Annotated in this window: 15 protein-coding genes and 1 pseudogene; 8 read left to right on the top strand and 8 right to left on the bottom strand. The window is 64.2% G+C overall.

Annotated elements, in window-relative coordinates; genetic code table 11:
* Positions 1-17: 17 nt before the first annotated feature.
* Both LOY51_RS08655 and LOY51_RS08650 read right to left on the bottom strand, forming a co-directional pair.
* Positions 18-944, bottom strand: coding sequence for a class I SAM-dependent methyltransferase (locus LOY51_RS08655; RefSeq protein ID WP_258646612.1), 927 nt, complete (start codon positions 942-944; stop codon positions 18-20).
* 70 nt (positions 945-1,014) lie between these two features.
* Entirely contained in the window at positions 1,015-1,932 is a 918-nt protein-coding gene (locus LOY51_RS08650) for a LysR family transcriptional regulator (RefSeq protein ID WP_125463320.1), read from the bottom strand.
* A 105-nt stretch (positions 1,933-2,037) separates the two neighbouring features.
* On the opposite strand from LOY51_RS08650, the gene LOY51_RS08645 reads away from it, so the two are divergent.
* Together LOY51_RS08645 and LOY51_RS08640 are read left to right on the top strand one after the other, a co-directional pair.
* On the top strand, positions 2,038-3,783 hold the full coding sequence (locus LOY51_RS08645) for an amidohydrolase (protein ID WP_258645723.1): 1,746 nt from the start codon (positions 2,038-2,040) through the stop codon (positions 3,781-3,783).
* Between the two features lie 93 nt (positions 3,784-3,876).
* Entirely contained in the window at positions 3,877-4,608 is a 732-nt protein-coding gene (locus LOY51_RS08640; protein WP_125857965.1) for a TorF family putative porin, read from the top strand.
* A 12-nt stretch (positions 4,609-4,620) separates the two neighbouring features.
* On the opposite strand, the gene LOY51_RS08635 is transcribed toward LOY51_RS08640, so the two are convergent.
* Positions 4,621-5,523, bottom strand: coding sequence for a DMT family transporter (locus LOY51_RS08635; protein WP_258645720.1), 903 nt, complete (start codon positions 5,521-5,523; stop codon positions 4,621-4,623).
* A gap of 133 nt (positions 5,524-5,656) precedes the next feature.
* On the opposite strand from LOY51_RS08635, the gene LOY51_RS08630 reads away from it, so the two are divergent.
* From LOY51_RS08630 to LOY51_RS08610, 5 genes are all read left to right on the top strand, one after another.
* Positions 5,657-6,094 carry an Lrp/AsnC family transcriptional regulator gene (locus tag LOY51_RS08630; protein ID WP_125857963.1) on the top strand — a complete coding sequence of 146 codons (438 nt, stop codon included), beginning with the start codon at positions 5,657-5,659 and terminating at the stop codon, positions 6,092-6,094.
* Between the two features lie 802 nt (positions 6,095-6,896).
* Entirely contained in the window at positions 6,897-7,145 is a 249-nt protein-coding gene (locus LOY51_RS08625) for a hypothetical protein (RefSeq protein ID WP_125857962.1), read from the top strand.
* Positions 7,146-7,299: 154 nt separating this feature from the next.
* The gene (locus tag LOY51_RS08620) at positions 7,300-7,569 is read left to right on the top strand and encodes a DUF3077 domain-containing protein (RefSeq protein WP_258645717.1); all 270 of its coding nucleotides are present in this window, start codon (positions 7,300-7,302) and stop codon (positions 7,567-7,569) included.
* A 936-nt stretch (positions 7,570-8,505) separates the two neighbouring features.
* Positions 8,506-10,041 (top strand): NCS1 family nucleobase:cation symporter-1, encoded by a 1,536-nt coding sequence (locus LOY51_RS08615; RefSeq protein WP_258645714.1) that lies wholly within the window; start codon positions 8,506-8,508, stop codon positions 10,039-10,041.
* A gap of 17 nt (positions 10,042-10,058) precedes the next feature.
* Positions 10,059-10,787, top strand: a complete 729-nt coding sequence (locus tag LOY51_RS08610; RefSeq protein WP_125463313.1) for an aspartate/glutamate racemase family protein — start codon at positions 10,059-10,061, stop codon at positions 10,785-10,787.
* Positions 10,788-10,879: 92 nt separating this feature from the next.
* On the opposite strand, the gene LOY51_RS08605 is transcribed toward LOY51_RS08610, so the two are convergent.
* The 4 genes and pseudogenes from LOY51_RS08605 to LOY51_RS08590 all read right to left on the bottom strand — a co-directional run bounded on the left by LOY51_RS08605 (position 10,880) and on the right by LOY51_RS08590 (position 13,817).
* A complete protein-coding gene (locus tag LOY51_RS08605; protein ID WP_258645711.1) occupies positions 10,880-12,073 on the bottom strand; it encodes a D-amino acid dehydrogenase in 1,194 nt (397 codons plus the stop codon).
* Positions 12,074-12,119: 46 nt separating this feature from the next.
* Positions 12,120-12,781, bottom strand: a pseudogene (locus LOY51_RS08600) (histidine phosphatase family protein).
* Positions 12,782-12,990: 209 nt separating this feature from the next.
* A complete protein-coding gene (locus LOY51_RS08595) occupies positions 12,991-13,329 on the bottom strand; it encodes an FKBP-type peptidyl-prolyl cis-trans isomerase (RefSeq protein ID WP_125463310.1) in 339 nt (112 codons plus the stop codon).
* Positions 13,330-13,403: 74 nt separating this feature from the next.
* Positions 13,404-13,817, bottom strand: coding sequence for a GFA family protein (locus LOY51_RS08590; protein ID WP_258645709.1), 414 nt, complete (start codon positions 13,815-13,817; stop codon positions 13,404-13,406).
* A gap of 251 nt (positions 13,818-14,068) precedes the next feature.
* Between LOY51_RS08590 and LOY51_RS08585 the strand changes: the two genes are divergently transcribed.
* The gene (locus tag LOY51_RS08585) at positions 14,069-14,935 is read left to right on the top strand and encodes a halovibrin HvnC (RefSeq protein WP_258645708.1); all 867 of its coding nucleotides are present in this window, start codon (positions 14,069-14,071) and stop codon (positions 14,933-14,935) included.
* Between the two features lie 46 nt (positions 14,936-14,981).
* Here the strand turns inward: LOY51_RS08585 and LOY51_RS08580 are convergent, their stop codons facing one another.
* Complete coding sequence (locus tag LOY51_RS08580; protein WP_125857955.1) at positions 14,982-15,770, bottom strand: PhzF family phenazine biosynthesis protein; 789 nt, start codon at positions 15,768-15,770, stop codon at positions 14,982-14,984.
* Positions 15,771-15,789 lie beyond the last annotated feature (19 nt).

The raw sequence follows: 15,789 nt of genomic DNA, 5'->3' as shown, positions 1-15,789 counted from the left end.
GGCCGGCAAAGGCAATATCACACCTGGCGGAATACCAGGGCCTTCAATCCACCCTCCGCGTCCGCATCGGGAAACTCCGGCGGGTTATCCAGCCGCTCGACAAACGCCAGCCCCGGCGCATGCTCAGCCATGCCGTCAATCAGAAACTGCGACTCGATCCCCGGGTCGTTGACACACGCCAGCACCGTCCCGCCCGCATTCAACAGCTCCGGCAAGCGCCGCAGGATCTTCCCGTAGTCCTGGGTCAGCACGAAGCTGCCGCGCTGGAAGGTCGGCGGGTCGATGATGATCAGATCGTACGGCCCGTACTTGCGCACCTTGCCCCACGACTTGAACAACTCATGCCCCAGGTAGGCGACGCGCGACGCGTCGTGGCCGTTGAGCCGGTGGTTGTCACGCCCACGGGACAACGCCGACTTGGCCATGTCCAGGTTGACCACCTGCTCGGCGCCCCCGGCAATCGCCGCCACCGAAAACCCGCAGGTATAGGCGAACAGGTTGAGCACCCGCTTGCCCGCCGCCTGCTCGCGCACCCAGCGCCGGCCATAGCGCATGTCGAGGAACAGGCCGTTGTTCTGGCGCACGCCCAGGTCGAGCAGGTACTTCAGGCCATCCTCGGTGACTTCGCGCTGTTGGCAGGGTTCACCGAGCAGCCACTGGCCTGGGCTGTCGGGCAGGTAGCGGTGCTGCAACAGCATGGCCTGGCCAGTCCACTGCGGGCGCTCGGCCAGGCTGCGCAGCATCGCTTCGAGCTCAGCCAACTGACCCTCGGGTGGTTCACGGAACAGTGCGACCGACAGCACACCGTCGAGCCAGTCGACGGTGATCTGCTCCAGCCCCGGCCAGCAACGGCCACGGCCATGGAACAGACGGCGGGTCTCAGTCGGGGCGGGATCGAGGGCGGCGAGCAGGTGCTGCTCGAGGGTGGCGATGGCTGGGCTCATATCGGTCATGGGTCGGGCAAAAGCGCCATTCTACCTGCTGGGGCTCGCGCCGCCATCGAATGCCGAGCATTCAGCCCAAGCCGCGCGCGTCCAGATACCCGGCCAGGTAGTCGATGAACGCCAGCACCTTGCCCGTGGCCCGACGGTGGCTGGGGTACACGGCCAGGATCTGCGGGCCGAAGGCGTCCGGGTCGATCGCGTAATCCGCCATCACCTGCACCAGCCGCCCATCGGCCAGATACGGCGCACCGCTCCACATGGGCACGTGGAACAAGCCGCCCCCGGCCAGCGCGCTGGCCAGCAGCAGGTCATAGTTGTCGCTTTCCAGTCGCGCGTTGGCAGGCTGCAGCAGGCTGAGCCGTTCGCCGTCCTTCTCCACCCACCAGTAGGTCCGGCTCAAGGCGGCATGCCGGTACAACAGCCAGTCGTGTCGGTCGAGGGTCTGCGGGGTGACCGGCAGCGGGTTGCGCGCCAGGTACGCGGGGCTGGCGCACAGGGTCAGGCAGTTGCGCCCGACGGCCTTGCCGATCAACCCCGGCAAGTCGCCCCGGCCCTCGCGCAGGGCCAGGTCGTAGCCACTCTCGACCAGGTCGACGAAGGCGTCGCACAGGTCCACGCGCAGGCGGATCTGCGGGTACTCGCGCAGGAAACCCGCGCACACCTCATCGAGAAACGCCCGGCCATAGGCCAGTGGCGCGGTCAGGCGCAGGATGCCGTGCAGGCCATGCTGGATCTGCCCCACCACCTCACCCACCTCGTGCAGGCGCATCAATACCTGGCGCGCGGTCTCCAGGTACACCCGGCCCGCCTCGGTGAGCACCGTGCGCCGGGTGCTGCGCTCGAACAGGCGCACCCCCAGCTCCGCCTCCAGGTGGCTGACGGCCTTGGTCAACGCCGACGGAGTCTTGCCCAACTGCTCTGCGGCGCGGCTGAAACTGCCGTGCTCGGCGGTGGCGACGAACATGCTGACAGCGGCGAACTTGTCCATGGTTTTTCCTGGCAGGCAAAAGCGTTTTTCGCGTTTCGGGCGTTCTGCCGGCCCGGGCCAGTGGCTAGTCTCGCCGGCAAGCCCAAAAAAACAAGAGGTTCGTCGATGAAAGCTTTCAAACCCACCCTGCTGGCGGCGGCGCTGGCTTTTGCCTCGTTGGACGCCATGGCCGCGGCCGACCTGGTGTTGCTCAATGGCAAGCTGTACACCGCCGACCCCGCCCAGCCATCGGCCCAGGCCATGGCCGTGGCGGACGGCAAGGTGCTCAAGGTGGGCAGCGACAGCGAAATCAAGGCCCTGGCCGACGCCTCGACCCGGGTGGTCGACCTGGCCGGCAAGCGCCTGCTGCCCGGCATGATCGACAGCCACAACCACGCCATCTTCGGCGGCCTGGAACTGTCGGCGGCCAACCTCGACAGCGAAGAAGGGGTCAGCACCCAAGACTTGCAACAACGCCTGCGCGGCTGGCGCGACGATGGCCGGGCGCGCCTGGGCGACGTGCTGGTGGTGGTCGGGGTGAGCTCGACCTACTGGGCCAAAGCCGAGGAGCTGGGCCGCACCTTCAGCCATGGCGAGTGGCAGAACGTGCCGGTGGTGTTCATCGGCAGCGACCACCACACCGCCTGGGCCAACCAGGCCATGCTCGACCGCGCAGGTGTAGACGCCCGCCTGCTGGCCAGCCTGCCGGCGGCCGAACGCGGTACCTTGGGCAAGCGCAAGGACGGCAGCCCCAACGGTTTCGCCGTGGACGCCGGCTGGGACCGCATCGCCGCCGCCATGCCCGCGCACAGCGCCGAGGCGCTGCTGCACGCCGCCGACGCCGCAGTGAAGTACAACAACAGCTTCGGCATCACCGCCTGGATGGACCCGGCCGTCAACGCTGCCCCAGGTGAATCGCTGTTCAGCCTCAAACCCACGGAGAAATCGGTCGGCGTGCTGCCGGCCTACAAGGCGCTGGCCGCCCAGGGCGGGCTGAATGCCCACGTCGCCGCCCTGCTGGTGGCCAACCCGAAAAGCACCCCGGCCGACCTCGATACCCTGGACAAGGTGCGCCAGCAGTTCCAGGGCATCCCCAACCTCACCCTGCCGGGGATCAAGATCTTCGCCGACGGCGTGGTCGAGTACCCGGCGCAGAGCGCAGCCATGCTCGAGCCCTATAGCAACACCCACGGCAACGGCGAGCTGCTGATCGACCCGGCGCACTTCGGCGAGCTGGTCAGCGCCGCCGACGCCCGTGGCTGGCTGGTGCACATCCACGCCATCGGCGACCGCGCGGTGCGCGAGTCGCTCAATGGCATCGAGCAGGCGCGCAAGGACCGCCACAGCGGCGTCACCCATTCGCTGACCCACCTGCAACTGGTCAACCCCGCCGAGTTCGCCCGCCTCAAGCCGCTGGACGTGATCGCTTCGATGCAACTGCTGTGGGCCTCGGCCGACGAGTACACCGTGGACATGGTCAAGCCCTATGTCAGCAGCGCGATCTACCCCTACCAGTACCCGGCCCATTCGCTGCTCAGCCATGGCGCCACCATCGCCGGCGCCAGTGACTGGTCGGTGTCCTCGCCCAACCCGTGGCTGGCGATTCACCAGGCCATCACCCGCGAAGGCCCCAAGGGCGTGCTCAACGCCGCCGAGCGCATCGACCGCCAGACCCTGTTGCAGGCCTACACCCTCAACGCGGCCAAGGCCATCGGCCTGGAGCGGCAGATCGGCTCGCTGACCCCCGGCAAACAGGCCGACTTCATCATCCTCGACCGCGACGTGCTCAGCGTCGCCGATCAGGACCTGGCCGACACCCGCGTGCTGCAGACCTGGTTCGGCGGCCGCGAAGTGTACAAAGCCGAGCTCTGACCCCGTCGCCCCCTGCCCGGCTCCCGTCGCACGGCGGGGGCCTGGCCCAGCCGTGCCCCGCATCTACCGACAATCACAACAACAGGTATCGCCATGCGCCGCATCACCCTGCTCGCCCTCACCCTGGCCCCCCTCGCCTGCCAGGCCGTGCCACTGAACGACGACTTCAGCCTGGAGTTCGACCTCGCCCTGCACAGCGACTACCGCAACCGCGGCATCTCGCAGACCCAGAACGACCCCGCCGCCCAGTTCGGCGCCACCTTGCAGCACGCCAGCGGCCTGTACCTCGGCGCCTGGACCTCCAACGTCGACTTCGGTTTCGGTTCCAAGACACGCCAGGAGGTGGACTACTACGCCGGCTGGTACTGGCAGGCCAGCGAAGAGGTGAGCCTGGACCTGGGCTACCTGAGGTACACCTACCCCAAGTCGAGCCTGTACAACCAGAGCGAGTACTACGCCGCCCTGACGGCCTACGGCTTCAAGCTGGCCGCCAATTATTCCGACGACGCCGGCAACCTGTTCGGCGAGGACCAGGACACCCTCTACACCTATGTCGGCTACGAAGCTCAACTGCCCCTGGAGCTAGGCTTGCAGCTGCGCTACGGGCGCATGGACTTCAAGGACCCGATGTTCGTCTCGGCCAGCGAGCGCACGGCCGACAGCTACCGCGAATGGGAAGTGAAGCTGACCCGCGCCTTCGCCGGGGTCGACTGGAGCCTGGCCTATGTCGACACCGACCTGTCGCAGACCGAGTGCGCCAGCAGCTATGGCTTCGACGATGTCTGCTCGGCGACGCTGGTGGCCAGCGTCGCCAAGAAGTTCTGAAGCGGCCCGCGACTAAGTCCTGGCCGCGCCCTCAGTGCGCGCCGGGCGCAACCACCAGCCTTGCTGCATGCCCGCGGCCGCCAGCAGGATCAGCGCTACCCCCAGCCATTGCAACGGCGCCAGTCGATGACCGAAGGCCACCCAGTCCACCAGGATCGCCGCGATCGGGTAGATGAACGACAGCGCGCCAGTCAGCGCGGTGGGCAGGCGCTGGATGGCGCTGTACAGCAGCACGTACATCAACCCGGTATGGACGATGCCCAAGGTCACCAGGCTGCCCAAAGCCGGCCACTCACCCGGCAGGCCGCCGAGCTTCACCCACGGCGCCAGCAGCAACACCCCGGTGCTCACCTGGATCAGTGCGATCAGGTGCGGCGGCGTGCCGGTCAGGCGCTTGATGATCAGTGCCGCCACCGCATAAAGGAAAGCGGCCCCCAGCGCCAGGCCGATGCCCAACAAGTACTCGCTGCCGCTGGCTTGCCCGGCACCATGGGCGCTGACGATGGCCAGCATGCCGACAAAGGCCACGCCCAGCCAGGTCAGCTTGGGCAGAGTGATCTTCTCGCCGAGAAACAGCGCCGCCAGCCCCACCAGCATGAACGGCTGGACGTTGTATACCGCCGTGCCGATGGCGATCGATGCCCGCGAGTAAGAGGCGAACAGCAACACCCAGTTGCCGACGATCGCCACCCCGCTGACCACCGCCAGCAGGAAGGTGGCGCGGGTCAGCACGCCGGGTTTGAGAAACCCCATGGCCGCGCAAATCAGCAGCAAGGTGCCGGCGCCGAACAAGCAGCGCCAGAACACCACCTCCAGCACCGGCTGCCCGGACACCAGCACGAACCAGCCGATGGTCCCGGAGATCAGCATGGCGGCGACCATTTCCAGGGAGCCGCGGCGCAGCGAATTGTCCATCTCACACCTCCTGTACACGATGGCCACAGTATGCGCGGGGTGCCGATGGGCCTTCCAGCGGATAGCGAAGGCAGATTTAGCCATTCGCCTTTACTATCAAGGCCAATCTCCAGAATTGCCTAACGAGGTAGCCATGACTGACGACATTGATCAGCTGTTGATCAACGCCTTGATGGAGGACTCTCGCCGCTCGCTCAAGGCTTTGGCGCAGATCAGCGGGCTGTCCGCGCCCAGCGTCAGCGAGCGCCTGCGCCGCCTGGAGGAACGTGGCGTGCTGCGTGGCTATACGGTGGAGGTGGACCCACGCTGCTTTGGTTACCAGTTGCAGGCCATCGTGCGCGTGCGCCCACTGCCGGGGAAGTTGCAGGAGGTGGAGCGGCAGATCATCGCCATCCCCGAGTTCACCGAATGCGACAAGGTTACGGGGGAGGACTGCTTTATCGCCCGCCTGCATGTGCGTTCGATGGAACAGCTGGACACCCTGCTCGACCTGCTCAATACGCTGGCCGAGACCAATACCGCAATCATCAAGAAGACCCCGGTGAAGCGCAGACTGCCGCCGATGGCTTGAAGATGGGCCAGCGCAGGACTTTCGACATGCGCCAAGGCGGACCAGGTGAGGGCACAGGAAAGACTGGCCCGAAACAAACTGTGGGAGCGGGTTTACCCGCGAAGCGCCGCGCGGGCGGCGCTCGATCTTGTAGGCGCTACAAAATCATCGCCAGGCACCTGGTGGCCTTCACCCAATCTCCCGGCATGCACCTTGTGGCCGTTACCCGATCCTGACTACCCAGGGCCAGCGGTGTGAGGCCCAAGGGCCTGTCTTGAAATCGCATGTGGGCCACCAGGTGCATGGCGACAGGTTTGCAGCGCCTATCAGATCGAGCGCCGCCCGCGCGGCGCATCGCTGGCAAGCCAGCTCCCACATTTGTTTCGGGCCAGTTAAGCCTGGGCCATCACCGCTGTCCGCCTTGTTGGCATGGCGCGATATCTTTGTGCGCGCTGAAATGCGCCTACGAAGACCGGCCAATATCCATGCGATGTCTGCAACTCCTGACTTTGCTACCGGCCACGAAGAATCAGATTAAAGCCCTTACTTGTAGTCCATTTCCCAAACATACTCCTGCCGCCTTTTTTCCGTTGCGGTCGCCCTGGCGGCCCCCTAGTCTCGGCGAGTCGTTGCTCATCAACGACACAGCTTTGACAGGCTGTGACGGTAAATAGCGTGCGGTTTGCCGTTATGGCGGCTGTACGTGCGGGCACGTTCGCGTGCGCCGGAACTTTGCTATTTCCGCCGGTCTGTCAACCCACGTACAGCTGCCACCCTCCTGTTTGACAGCAGGCAGGTGGTCGCACCTGAAAGGTAAATAGCTATGTTGAAGATCGTCCCCGATCCACCCCACAACCACCACTCCCTCGAAGACACCCTCGTCCAGGCCACGGAGTACGCCCTGTGCGCTCAGGCCATGGCGCATCAGGCCATTTCGGTCCAGCAACCCAAGTCGCCCGCGTCGCTTCTGATCATGGCGTTGATGCATGAGATCGAGGCGCTGCGGGTGCTGCTCGAGTCGGCGTTGATTCAAGCGCAGATGCCGCAGCTGGAGCGCCGGGCGTTCCACTAGGCCGGTAGGCGTGTTTTGCCTGGGCCGCCCTCATCGCCGGCAAGCCGGCTCCCACAGGGATTGGCTTTGCCCTAGCACCGGTGCCGTAACTGTGGCGTTGGGTTGCCAGCGACAGGGGCCGTCCAGGCATCGATCATTTCAGGGAGAGTGAGCAATGAACACAGACGACACCACGCCCCGCACCACCGTGGGCAAAACCAAGTTCTATCAAGGCGAAGGGATGACCGCCCCGCTGTTCTGCATCGAGCCCGGCATCCCCTGCCAGCATGCGCGGGACCAGGCCTCGGAGCTGATGGGCTGCGTGCGCGACCTGACCATCGCCGGGATCATGGAGGAAAAGCCGCAACTGCTCTGGGCGTCGTATTACCTGAGCGCGCTGGCCAAGGCACTGATGGATGATGCGGAGTTGGGGATGAAGCACTGAGGGGTGGATTGCCTGTGAGACAGGCGCAGCGGCATCCGCGCGCACCGCGATATCGCGTCATGCCAACAAGGCGGACCAGGTGATGGCACAGGAAAGACTGGCCCGAAACAAACTGTGGGAGCGGGTTTACCCGCGAAGCGCCGCGCGGGCGGCGCTCGATCTCATAGGCGCTACAAAAACATCGCCAGGCACCTGGTGGCCTTCACCCAATCTCCCGCCATGCGCCTGGTGGCCGTTACCCGATCCTGATTACCCAAGGCCAGCGGTGTGACGCCCAGGGGCCTGTCTTGAATTCGCATATGGGCCACTAGGTGTTCGCCGATGTTTCATCAGCGCCTATGAGATCGAGCGCCGCCCGCGCGGCGCTTCGCGGGTAAACCCGCTCCCACAGTTTGTTTCGGGCCAGTCTTTCCTGTGGCATCACCGCTGTCCGCCTTGTTGGCATGGCGGGGTATCGCAGTGCGCGCTGAATGAGCCGGCTTGCCGGCGAAGAACCTTGGCGATTTTTTGTACACATAAATGTCACCTTAAGTGCCATTTTTGTGTGCACTTTTGCGAAGCAGCGCCCCATTAGGTTACACACCACAGCCAACTAATTTTGACCAGTTGATCAACTAATTCGCATCTTAAAAAATTTAAACTGTTCATTCGGTCAACTTATAAATCCTTAATTTCAGCAACTTATATTTCAACTAGCCAAATTCAAAATGGTGGCAGCCTGAAACTTGGATTCACCCTGGCATAGAACTGGCTTTTGTGTGTTCGTGTTTTGTATACAAGTTGAACGAAACATAAATACACAAGAACCCGCAGCGTCGCCCCGAACCGCGACCGCCGCGCCCAGAACCCAGTGATGCCAACGCCTGCACCGACGAGATGGCGAGCCCGTGCGCCAGCGCCCGCTCATCGCAGTCACACGCATCAGGAGCCGCCGGAATGAGTAGCAGCCTCCCCCTTGCCCCTGAACTTTCCGTTGCCAGCACCAGCCCCGCCGCAACCACCCTCCAAGGCCACCCGGCCGACCTCGAACTGAGCCCGCGCCTGCATAACCGCGACCTCGCCCCGACCAAAGCCGAAGGCCGGCGCTGGGGCGGCTACAGCATCTTCGCGCTGTGGACCAACGACGTGCACAACATCGCCAACTACTCCTTCGCCATGGGGCTGTTCGCCCTCGGCCTGGGCGGCTGGCAGATCCTCCTGTCGCTGGCGATCGGCGCGGCGCTGGTGTACTTCTTCATGAACCTGTCCGGCTACATGGGGCAGAAAACCGGCGTGCCGTTCCCGGTGATCAGCCGCATCGCCTTTGGCATCCACGGCGCGCAGATCCCGGCGCTGATCCGCGCGGTGATCGCCATCGCCTGGTTCGGTATCCAGACCTACCTCGCCTCTGTAGTGCTGCGGGTGCTGCTCACGGCCGTCTGGCCGCAAGTGGCCGCCTACGACCACGACAGCATCCTCGGCCTGTCGAGCCTGGGCTGGGTGTGCTTCGTGTCGATCTGGCTGGTGCAGTTGGTGATCCTCGCCTACGGCATGGAAATGGTGCGCCGCTACGAAGCCTTCGCCGGCCCGGTGATCCTGCTGACCGTGGCCTGCCTGGCGGTATTCATGTACTTCAAGGCCGACGCGCGCATCGCCTGGTCGGTTGCCGAACCCCTGACCGGCTACGAGATGTGGCGCAACATCTTTGCCGGCGGCGCACTGTGGCTGGCGATCTACGGCACCCTGGTGCTGAACTTCTGCGACTTCGCGCGCAGCTCGCCGTGCCGCAAGACCATCCGCGTCGGCAACTTCTGGGGCCTGCCGGTGAACATCCTGGTGTTCGCCGCCATCACAGTGGTGCTGTGCGGCGCGCAGTTCCAGATCAACGGCCAGATCATCGACAGCCCGACGCAGATCGTCGCCAGCATCCCCAACACCCTGTTCCTGGTGCTGGGCTGCATGGCCTTCCTGATCGTCACCGTGGCGGTGAACATCATGGCCAACTTCGTCGCCCCGGCCTTCGTCCTCAGCAACCTGGCGCCACGCCACCTGAACTTCCGCCGTGCCGGCCTGATCAGCGCCACCCTGGCGGTGCTGATCCTGCCGTGGAACCTGTACAACAGCCCGCTGGTGATCGTGTACTTCCTGTCGGGGCTGGGCGCCCTGCTCGGCCCGCTGTACGGCGTGATCATGGCCGACTACTGGCTGCTGCGTAAGGGCCGCATCAACGTGCCCGAGCTGTACAGCGAAAACCCTGCCGGCGCCTACCACTACAGCAAGGGCATCAACCTGCGCGCCCTCGCCGCGTTCATCCCCGCAGCGCTCTTGGCCATCGTCCTGGCCCTGGTACCCAACTTCCAGAGTGTCGCGCCGTTCTCCTGGCTGATCGGGGCCGGCATCGCCGCCGCCCTGTACCTGCTGATCGCACCGCGCCACGCCCAGTACCACGACGTCAGCGGCGAGTGCATCGCCGTCGACCACAGCAGCCACTGATTTCAGGGAAGTCCGTCATGCGTATTCTGATCGCCAACGTCAACACCACCGCAGCCATAACCGAGGCCATCGCCGAGCAGGCGCGCAGCGTCGCCGCGCCGGGCACCGAGATCGTCGGCCTGACGCCCTGGTTCGGCGCCGAATCGGTGGAAGGCAATTTCGAGAGCTACCTGGCCGCCATCGCCGTGATGGACCGGGTGCTGGCCTATGACCAGCCCTACGACGCCGTCATCCAGGCCGGCTACGGCGAACATGGCCGCGAAGGCCTGCAGGAGTTGCTCAACGTACCAGTGGTGGACATCACCGACGCCGCCGCCAGCACGGCGATGTACCTGGGCCACGCTTACTCGGTGGTAACCACCCTGGACCGCACCGTGCCGCTGATCGAGGACCGTCTGAAACTGTCGGGCCTGTACGACCGCTGCGCCTCGGTGCGTGCCAGCGGGCTGGCGGTACTGGAGCTGGAGGCCGACCCAAGGCGGGCCGTTGAAGCCATCGTCGAGCAGGCCGAGCGCGCCGTGCAGGAGGACAAGGCCGAGGTGATCTGCCTGGGTTGTGGCGGTATGGCCGGGCTTGACGAAGAAATTCGCCAGCGCACCGGGGTGCCGGTTGTGGATGGTGTGAGTGCGGCGGTGACCATCGCCGAATCGCTGGTGCGCCTGGGCTTGAGCACATCCAAGGTGCGCACCTATGCCACGCCGCGGGTGAAGAAGGTGGTGGGCTGGCCGATGCGGTTCGGTCGCTGAATCACTTACCGCCAGTACTGGCCCTATCGCCGGCAAGCCGGCTCCCACATGCACTTGTGGGAGCCGGCTTGCCGGCGATAGGGCCCGCAGACTCACCCCATCATCCTGGCCAACCGCTCGCCACTGCCACAGGCCAGGGTGAACCCCAACGCCCCATGCCCCAGGTTCAACCACAGGTTGCGGTACATCGTCACCCCGATGATCGGCACCCCGGTCGGCGTTGCCGGCCGCATCCCCGCCCACTCCACCGCCTGGCCATAATCGGCCGCCCCGGGCAGCGTCTCTCCCGCCAGACGGCGCATGCTGCGCAGCCTGCCGGCATCCACCGTTTCGTCATAGCCGACAATGTCCACCATCGCCGCCACCCGCAGCTGCTGGTCCAGCCGCGCATAGACGATCTTGCGCTCGTAGTCGGTCAGGCTCACGTCAGGCGCCCGATGCGCCTCGGTGACGGGTGCGGTCAGGCTGTAGCCCTTGAGTGGATAAACCGGCAGGTTCAAGCCGGGCAATGCCAGGCTGGCGCTGCGGTGCCCGGCGCACAGCACCAGGCGTTGGACGTCCAACTGGCGATCAGCGAGCGCCAGCGCCACCACTTCGTCCTTGCGCCGTATCAGCCGAGTCACCGCCTGGCCCAGGTGCAGCCGGCAGTGCCCCGACGCCTCCAGCCGCTCGGCCAGGCGCAGGCAGAAGCGGTGGCAATCGGCGACTTCCTCGTCCGGGGTGAACACACCGCCGATAAAAGGCGCCTCGGCCAACGCCGGGTCGAGCAGGCGCAATTGCCCGGCATCCAGCACCTGCTGATTGAGTGGATCGAGCAACTGTTCGCGCCCATGGGCGAAGGCCTGCCGGGTGCGAAAGGCCACCAGTTTGCCGTTGCGCCGCCAGGCAAAATCCGTCAGGCCGTCCTCCTCGCGCCAACGCGCCAGCGCCGCCTGGCTCTCAAGGGCCAAGTTCAACAACTGGGCAGCATTGCGGCGATTGACCCCTGTGCGGCAGGCCATGACGAAGGCCGCCAGCCAGCGCCACTGGGCCGGGTCCAGGCGCAGGCGCAAGCGCAAGGGCGAATCGCCCCGCAACAACCAACCAAGCGCCTGCCATGGCACTCCGGCATCGGCCAGCGGCGCCACATAGCGGTACGACAGCTGCCCGCCATTGGCGAAACTGGTGGCACTGGCCAGGCTGTCACGGGCTTCGACCAGGTCGACCGAGTACCCCTCGCGCACCAGCGCATAGGCGGTCGCCAGGCCAACCACCCCTCCTCCGATCACTGTTACCCGCTGGCTCATCCGTACATCCCTGTGCATGGGTTCAGCGCAAGACAGTACCAGCAGCTCAGGTCGGGCAGCCAGACTCGCCGTTGTCGAGGCCCTGGCGCACATTACGGCTGAGCAGGCTGGCCTTGCCGTCGTGCCAGGTCAGGGTGAGCACGTACAGGGTGTCGAAGTCATCCCCGCTCCAGTCCTGGGTGATCACCCGATCCTCACCCAGGGCCTTGCCGGCCACGGCATTGATCAGTTCCGGCAGGTAACCATGGGACCAGGCGGTATAGACGGTGGCATTGCGGTACTTGTCGCGCAGCAGTTCCCTGGCCAGGCCGTCGGTGTCGTTTGCGCCGTAGTCGATGTTCACCGGCAGGCCCAGGCGGATGGCACTGGGGGTGATGGTCATGAGTGGGCGGATATAGCTGTAGCTTCGGTCCTGGCTGCCCTCCTCGACATGCCGCGAAGGATTGGCGGCGAACACGTAGTCGGCCTTGCCGAAACGCTCCGGCAGCAAGGTGGCCAGGTCGATGGCACGGTTGAGCCCCTGGCAGTTCAACTGGCCCAAGCCTTCGCCAGGCTTTTCGGCGTGGCGCAGGAACACCAGGGTCTGGGTGCCATCCACCGGTTGCGCCCGGCTTTCGACCACATCCATTGCCAGGGGCACGGCCGCAGCGGTGAGCAACAGGCTCAACAGCAGGTGACGACGACGGCGAACGAAGGGGGCAGTTTCATCTACGGCAGGCTCTTGTGACAGAAGGTATCGAGGCTCGCCACATGGCCTGCCGTCGATGCCGCAGGCGCCCTTGAAGTGGATGCCATCCTTGGCCGCGCGTGAGGGTCAGAGTGCCCTCGCCCCGTTTGGTTCCTCCCTGGATACAACTGCCGTTCCGTGACCAGCGACCACGTTAGTAGAGGACTGTTGCCAAATGATGTCCCGTGCCTCAATCGTCCCGGGTCAGTACTTCGAGCAGTTCGATCTCGAAGGTCAGATCGGAATTCGGCGGGATCGTGCCCACGCTGCGCTCGCCATAGCCCAGATGTGCCGGCACCAGCAGCTTGCGCTTGCCGCCCACGCGCATGCCCATCAGGCCCTGGTCCCAGCCCTTGATCACCCGGCCGGTGCCGATCACGCACTGGAACGGCTTGCCGCGCGTCCAGGACGAATCGAACTCGCTGCCGTCGGCCAGGGTGCCCCGGTACTGGGTAGTGATCAGCGCGCCCTTGACCACGGCCTTGCCGTCGCCTTCCTGTAGATCGATGACTTGCAGCTCACTGCTCATGGCAGGTTCCTCGAAGCGGTTTTTCGTGGCCGCCCTTTTCGCAGGAATGCAGCTGCTTGGCAAGACCGGCTGCCTCAGGATGGGGAGAACTGCTCGAAGATCTGCTGGCCGGTGAGATTTTTGGTCTCGTTGCTGAAGCAGTACCAGGTGGGCTTTTCATCGATGAAGATCTGCTCGGTGAAGGTCCAGTCTTGCTTACCGTCGAACAAGCCTACCGGCACAACGTACATATCGTCCTTTTTCAAGCGGTAGAACAAGTGCGTACCGCACTGGCCGCAGAAACCGCGCTGGGCCCATGGCGAGGAGTCGTAGACGCTGGGCGCCGGGCCCTCGATCTGCGGCGGCGCGGCGCAATGCACCGCCAGCAGCGGGCCGCCGGTCCACTTGCGGCACATGCTGCAGTGGCAGGCGCTGATATGGGTGTTGCCGACGGTGGCCTTCAAGCGGGTCGCACCGCACAGGCAGGTGCCTTGCTTTTCCATGGACATAGTTGAGCATCTCTGCTGGATGAGGCAGCGAGTATAGTCAGAACCCGCACTGATAGCCCGAGAGGGACATGTGCCCATCCCACAACGCGCAGCCTCGCCACCTGGTATTTTTGCCAGTTGTGGCTCTCTGCCCTCCTGCCTTAGTTTCACTCACGCCTAGGCCTTGAAACATGTAACCCGATGCTTGCCGCATCCAACCGGGATGCAGCGGCTATCACTTACGCCTCAGTGGCGAATCGAGGTCACCTGCCATGAAGACCAGGCTCTTTCTGTTGATTGTGTTGCTACTTACCGGGTGTGCCGGGCAACGCCCCTCCACGACCGTCACCAGGGCCGATGGCCCGGCGACCGCAGCGGCGCTGACCAGCAGCTATCATGAAAGACCGGCAGACTGCGGCAGCGACACCATGCCCGCTTTTCTGTGCTCAGGGGTGATGATTCGCGTCACCACTTACGGGGACGCCTATGATTCCTGGGACCCCAGCCCCAAGGCACACGCCAAGGGCAGCGTTTCATTCTCGTACTTGCGCAAGGACAACAACTTTGCCTCCTTCGCCTGGGATCGTCCCAATGTGAACGGCCTGATTTTCTATCCCGTGCTGAACACGCCTGCGGGTCTTGAACGCATACAAGTGCTTTGCTTTTTCCCCATGGACGGTTGGACCGACAACCGTAAGGCGGATCAAGGTTGTGGCGTTTACCCGGGCGTTGCCAATTCCGACAAATGCCATCGCCTGAATATCACAATGGCGGAGCAGTGGAACGCGGCCTATCCGCCAGGTACCGCCGGCAGCAGAATCTGTGGTTGGGATGTTCGTGATGAACTGAACCAGTATGCAGGCCCCAACTTCTATCAAGGCATGCGCTCCAAATGGCGTGATTCACGCTACTTCAACCAATGGAATGAACTGTTGCTAAAAGTCTGGGATGACAATCTGGATGGCCGTCTACCGCTACAGGCCTTCTTCTACAACAACAGTACGGCCTTGATCGATGCCAAAAAGGACAGGGCAAAATTCCTGAGCAAGACCGGTATCAGTATTCCGCTCATCAAGGTCACGCTGCCGACAGTGCCCAGTGGCGATGCCACTTTCCAATATATTGCCGGCGATCAATAGCCCAATCCTTGACGGACCTGCTTCGAGCCGAAGCAGGCCCGCATGTTCAGATATGAATCGAGCCGCGAAGATACAGCGCCCCAAGCCCAAGAATGATCACCCGCCCATTACCCGGCACTTCACAAGTCAACTGCCCCTTGCGAGCACCGCCCTGTTCGCAACTAAGCACTGGTTTGCCCAGTCGAGCCGCCCACAACGGCGCCAGCGAAGTATGAGCAGAGCCTGTGACCGGGTCCTCATTGACCCCGACCCGAGGGCCGAACCAGCGGGTAACGAAATCGAAGCCGCGGCCCGGCGCGGTCACTGCGATGCCACGTACATCGAAAGCCGACAGTGCAACGAAGTCCGGTTCGAGCGCGTCGAGCAGCGAGGCGTCATCGATCATCACCACATAATCGTCCGATCGGTACACTGCACTCGCGGTACCCAGACCCAATGCCGCCAGCAAGCCTTCGGGTATATCCACTGCAACCGGCTGCTTGGCCGGGAAATCCATGGCCAGCCGGCCATCGGCAGCACGGCTGACCCGCAACTCACCGCTACGGGTACTGAACCGCAGCACCTCGGCTCGCTCGCCCAGTTGCTCGAACAGCACCCAGGCCGCCGCCAAGGTCGCATGACCACACAGGTCGACCTCCACGGCCGGCGTGAACCAGCGCAAGTCGAACACTTCGCCATTGCGGACGAAATAGGCGGTTTCCGACAGATTGTTCTCTTCGGCGATGCGTTGCAGCAGGTCGTCCGGCAACCACTGCTCCAGTGGAATTACCGCCGCGGGGTTGCCGCCGAAAGGCACGGCAGAAAACGCATCGACCTGGAAGATCTCGAGTTGCATGCAAAAACTCCTCAAGCCC

Source organism: Pseudomonas sichuanensis (assembly GCF_024749065.1).
GTDB lineage: Bacteria > Pseudomonadota > Gammaproteobacteria > Pseudomonadales > Pseudomonadaceae > Aquipseudomonas > Aquipseudomonas sichuanensis.
This window is presented reverse-complemented; position numbering and strand designations above follow the sequence as displayed.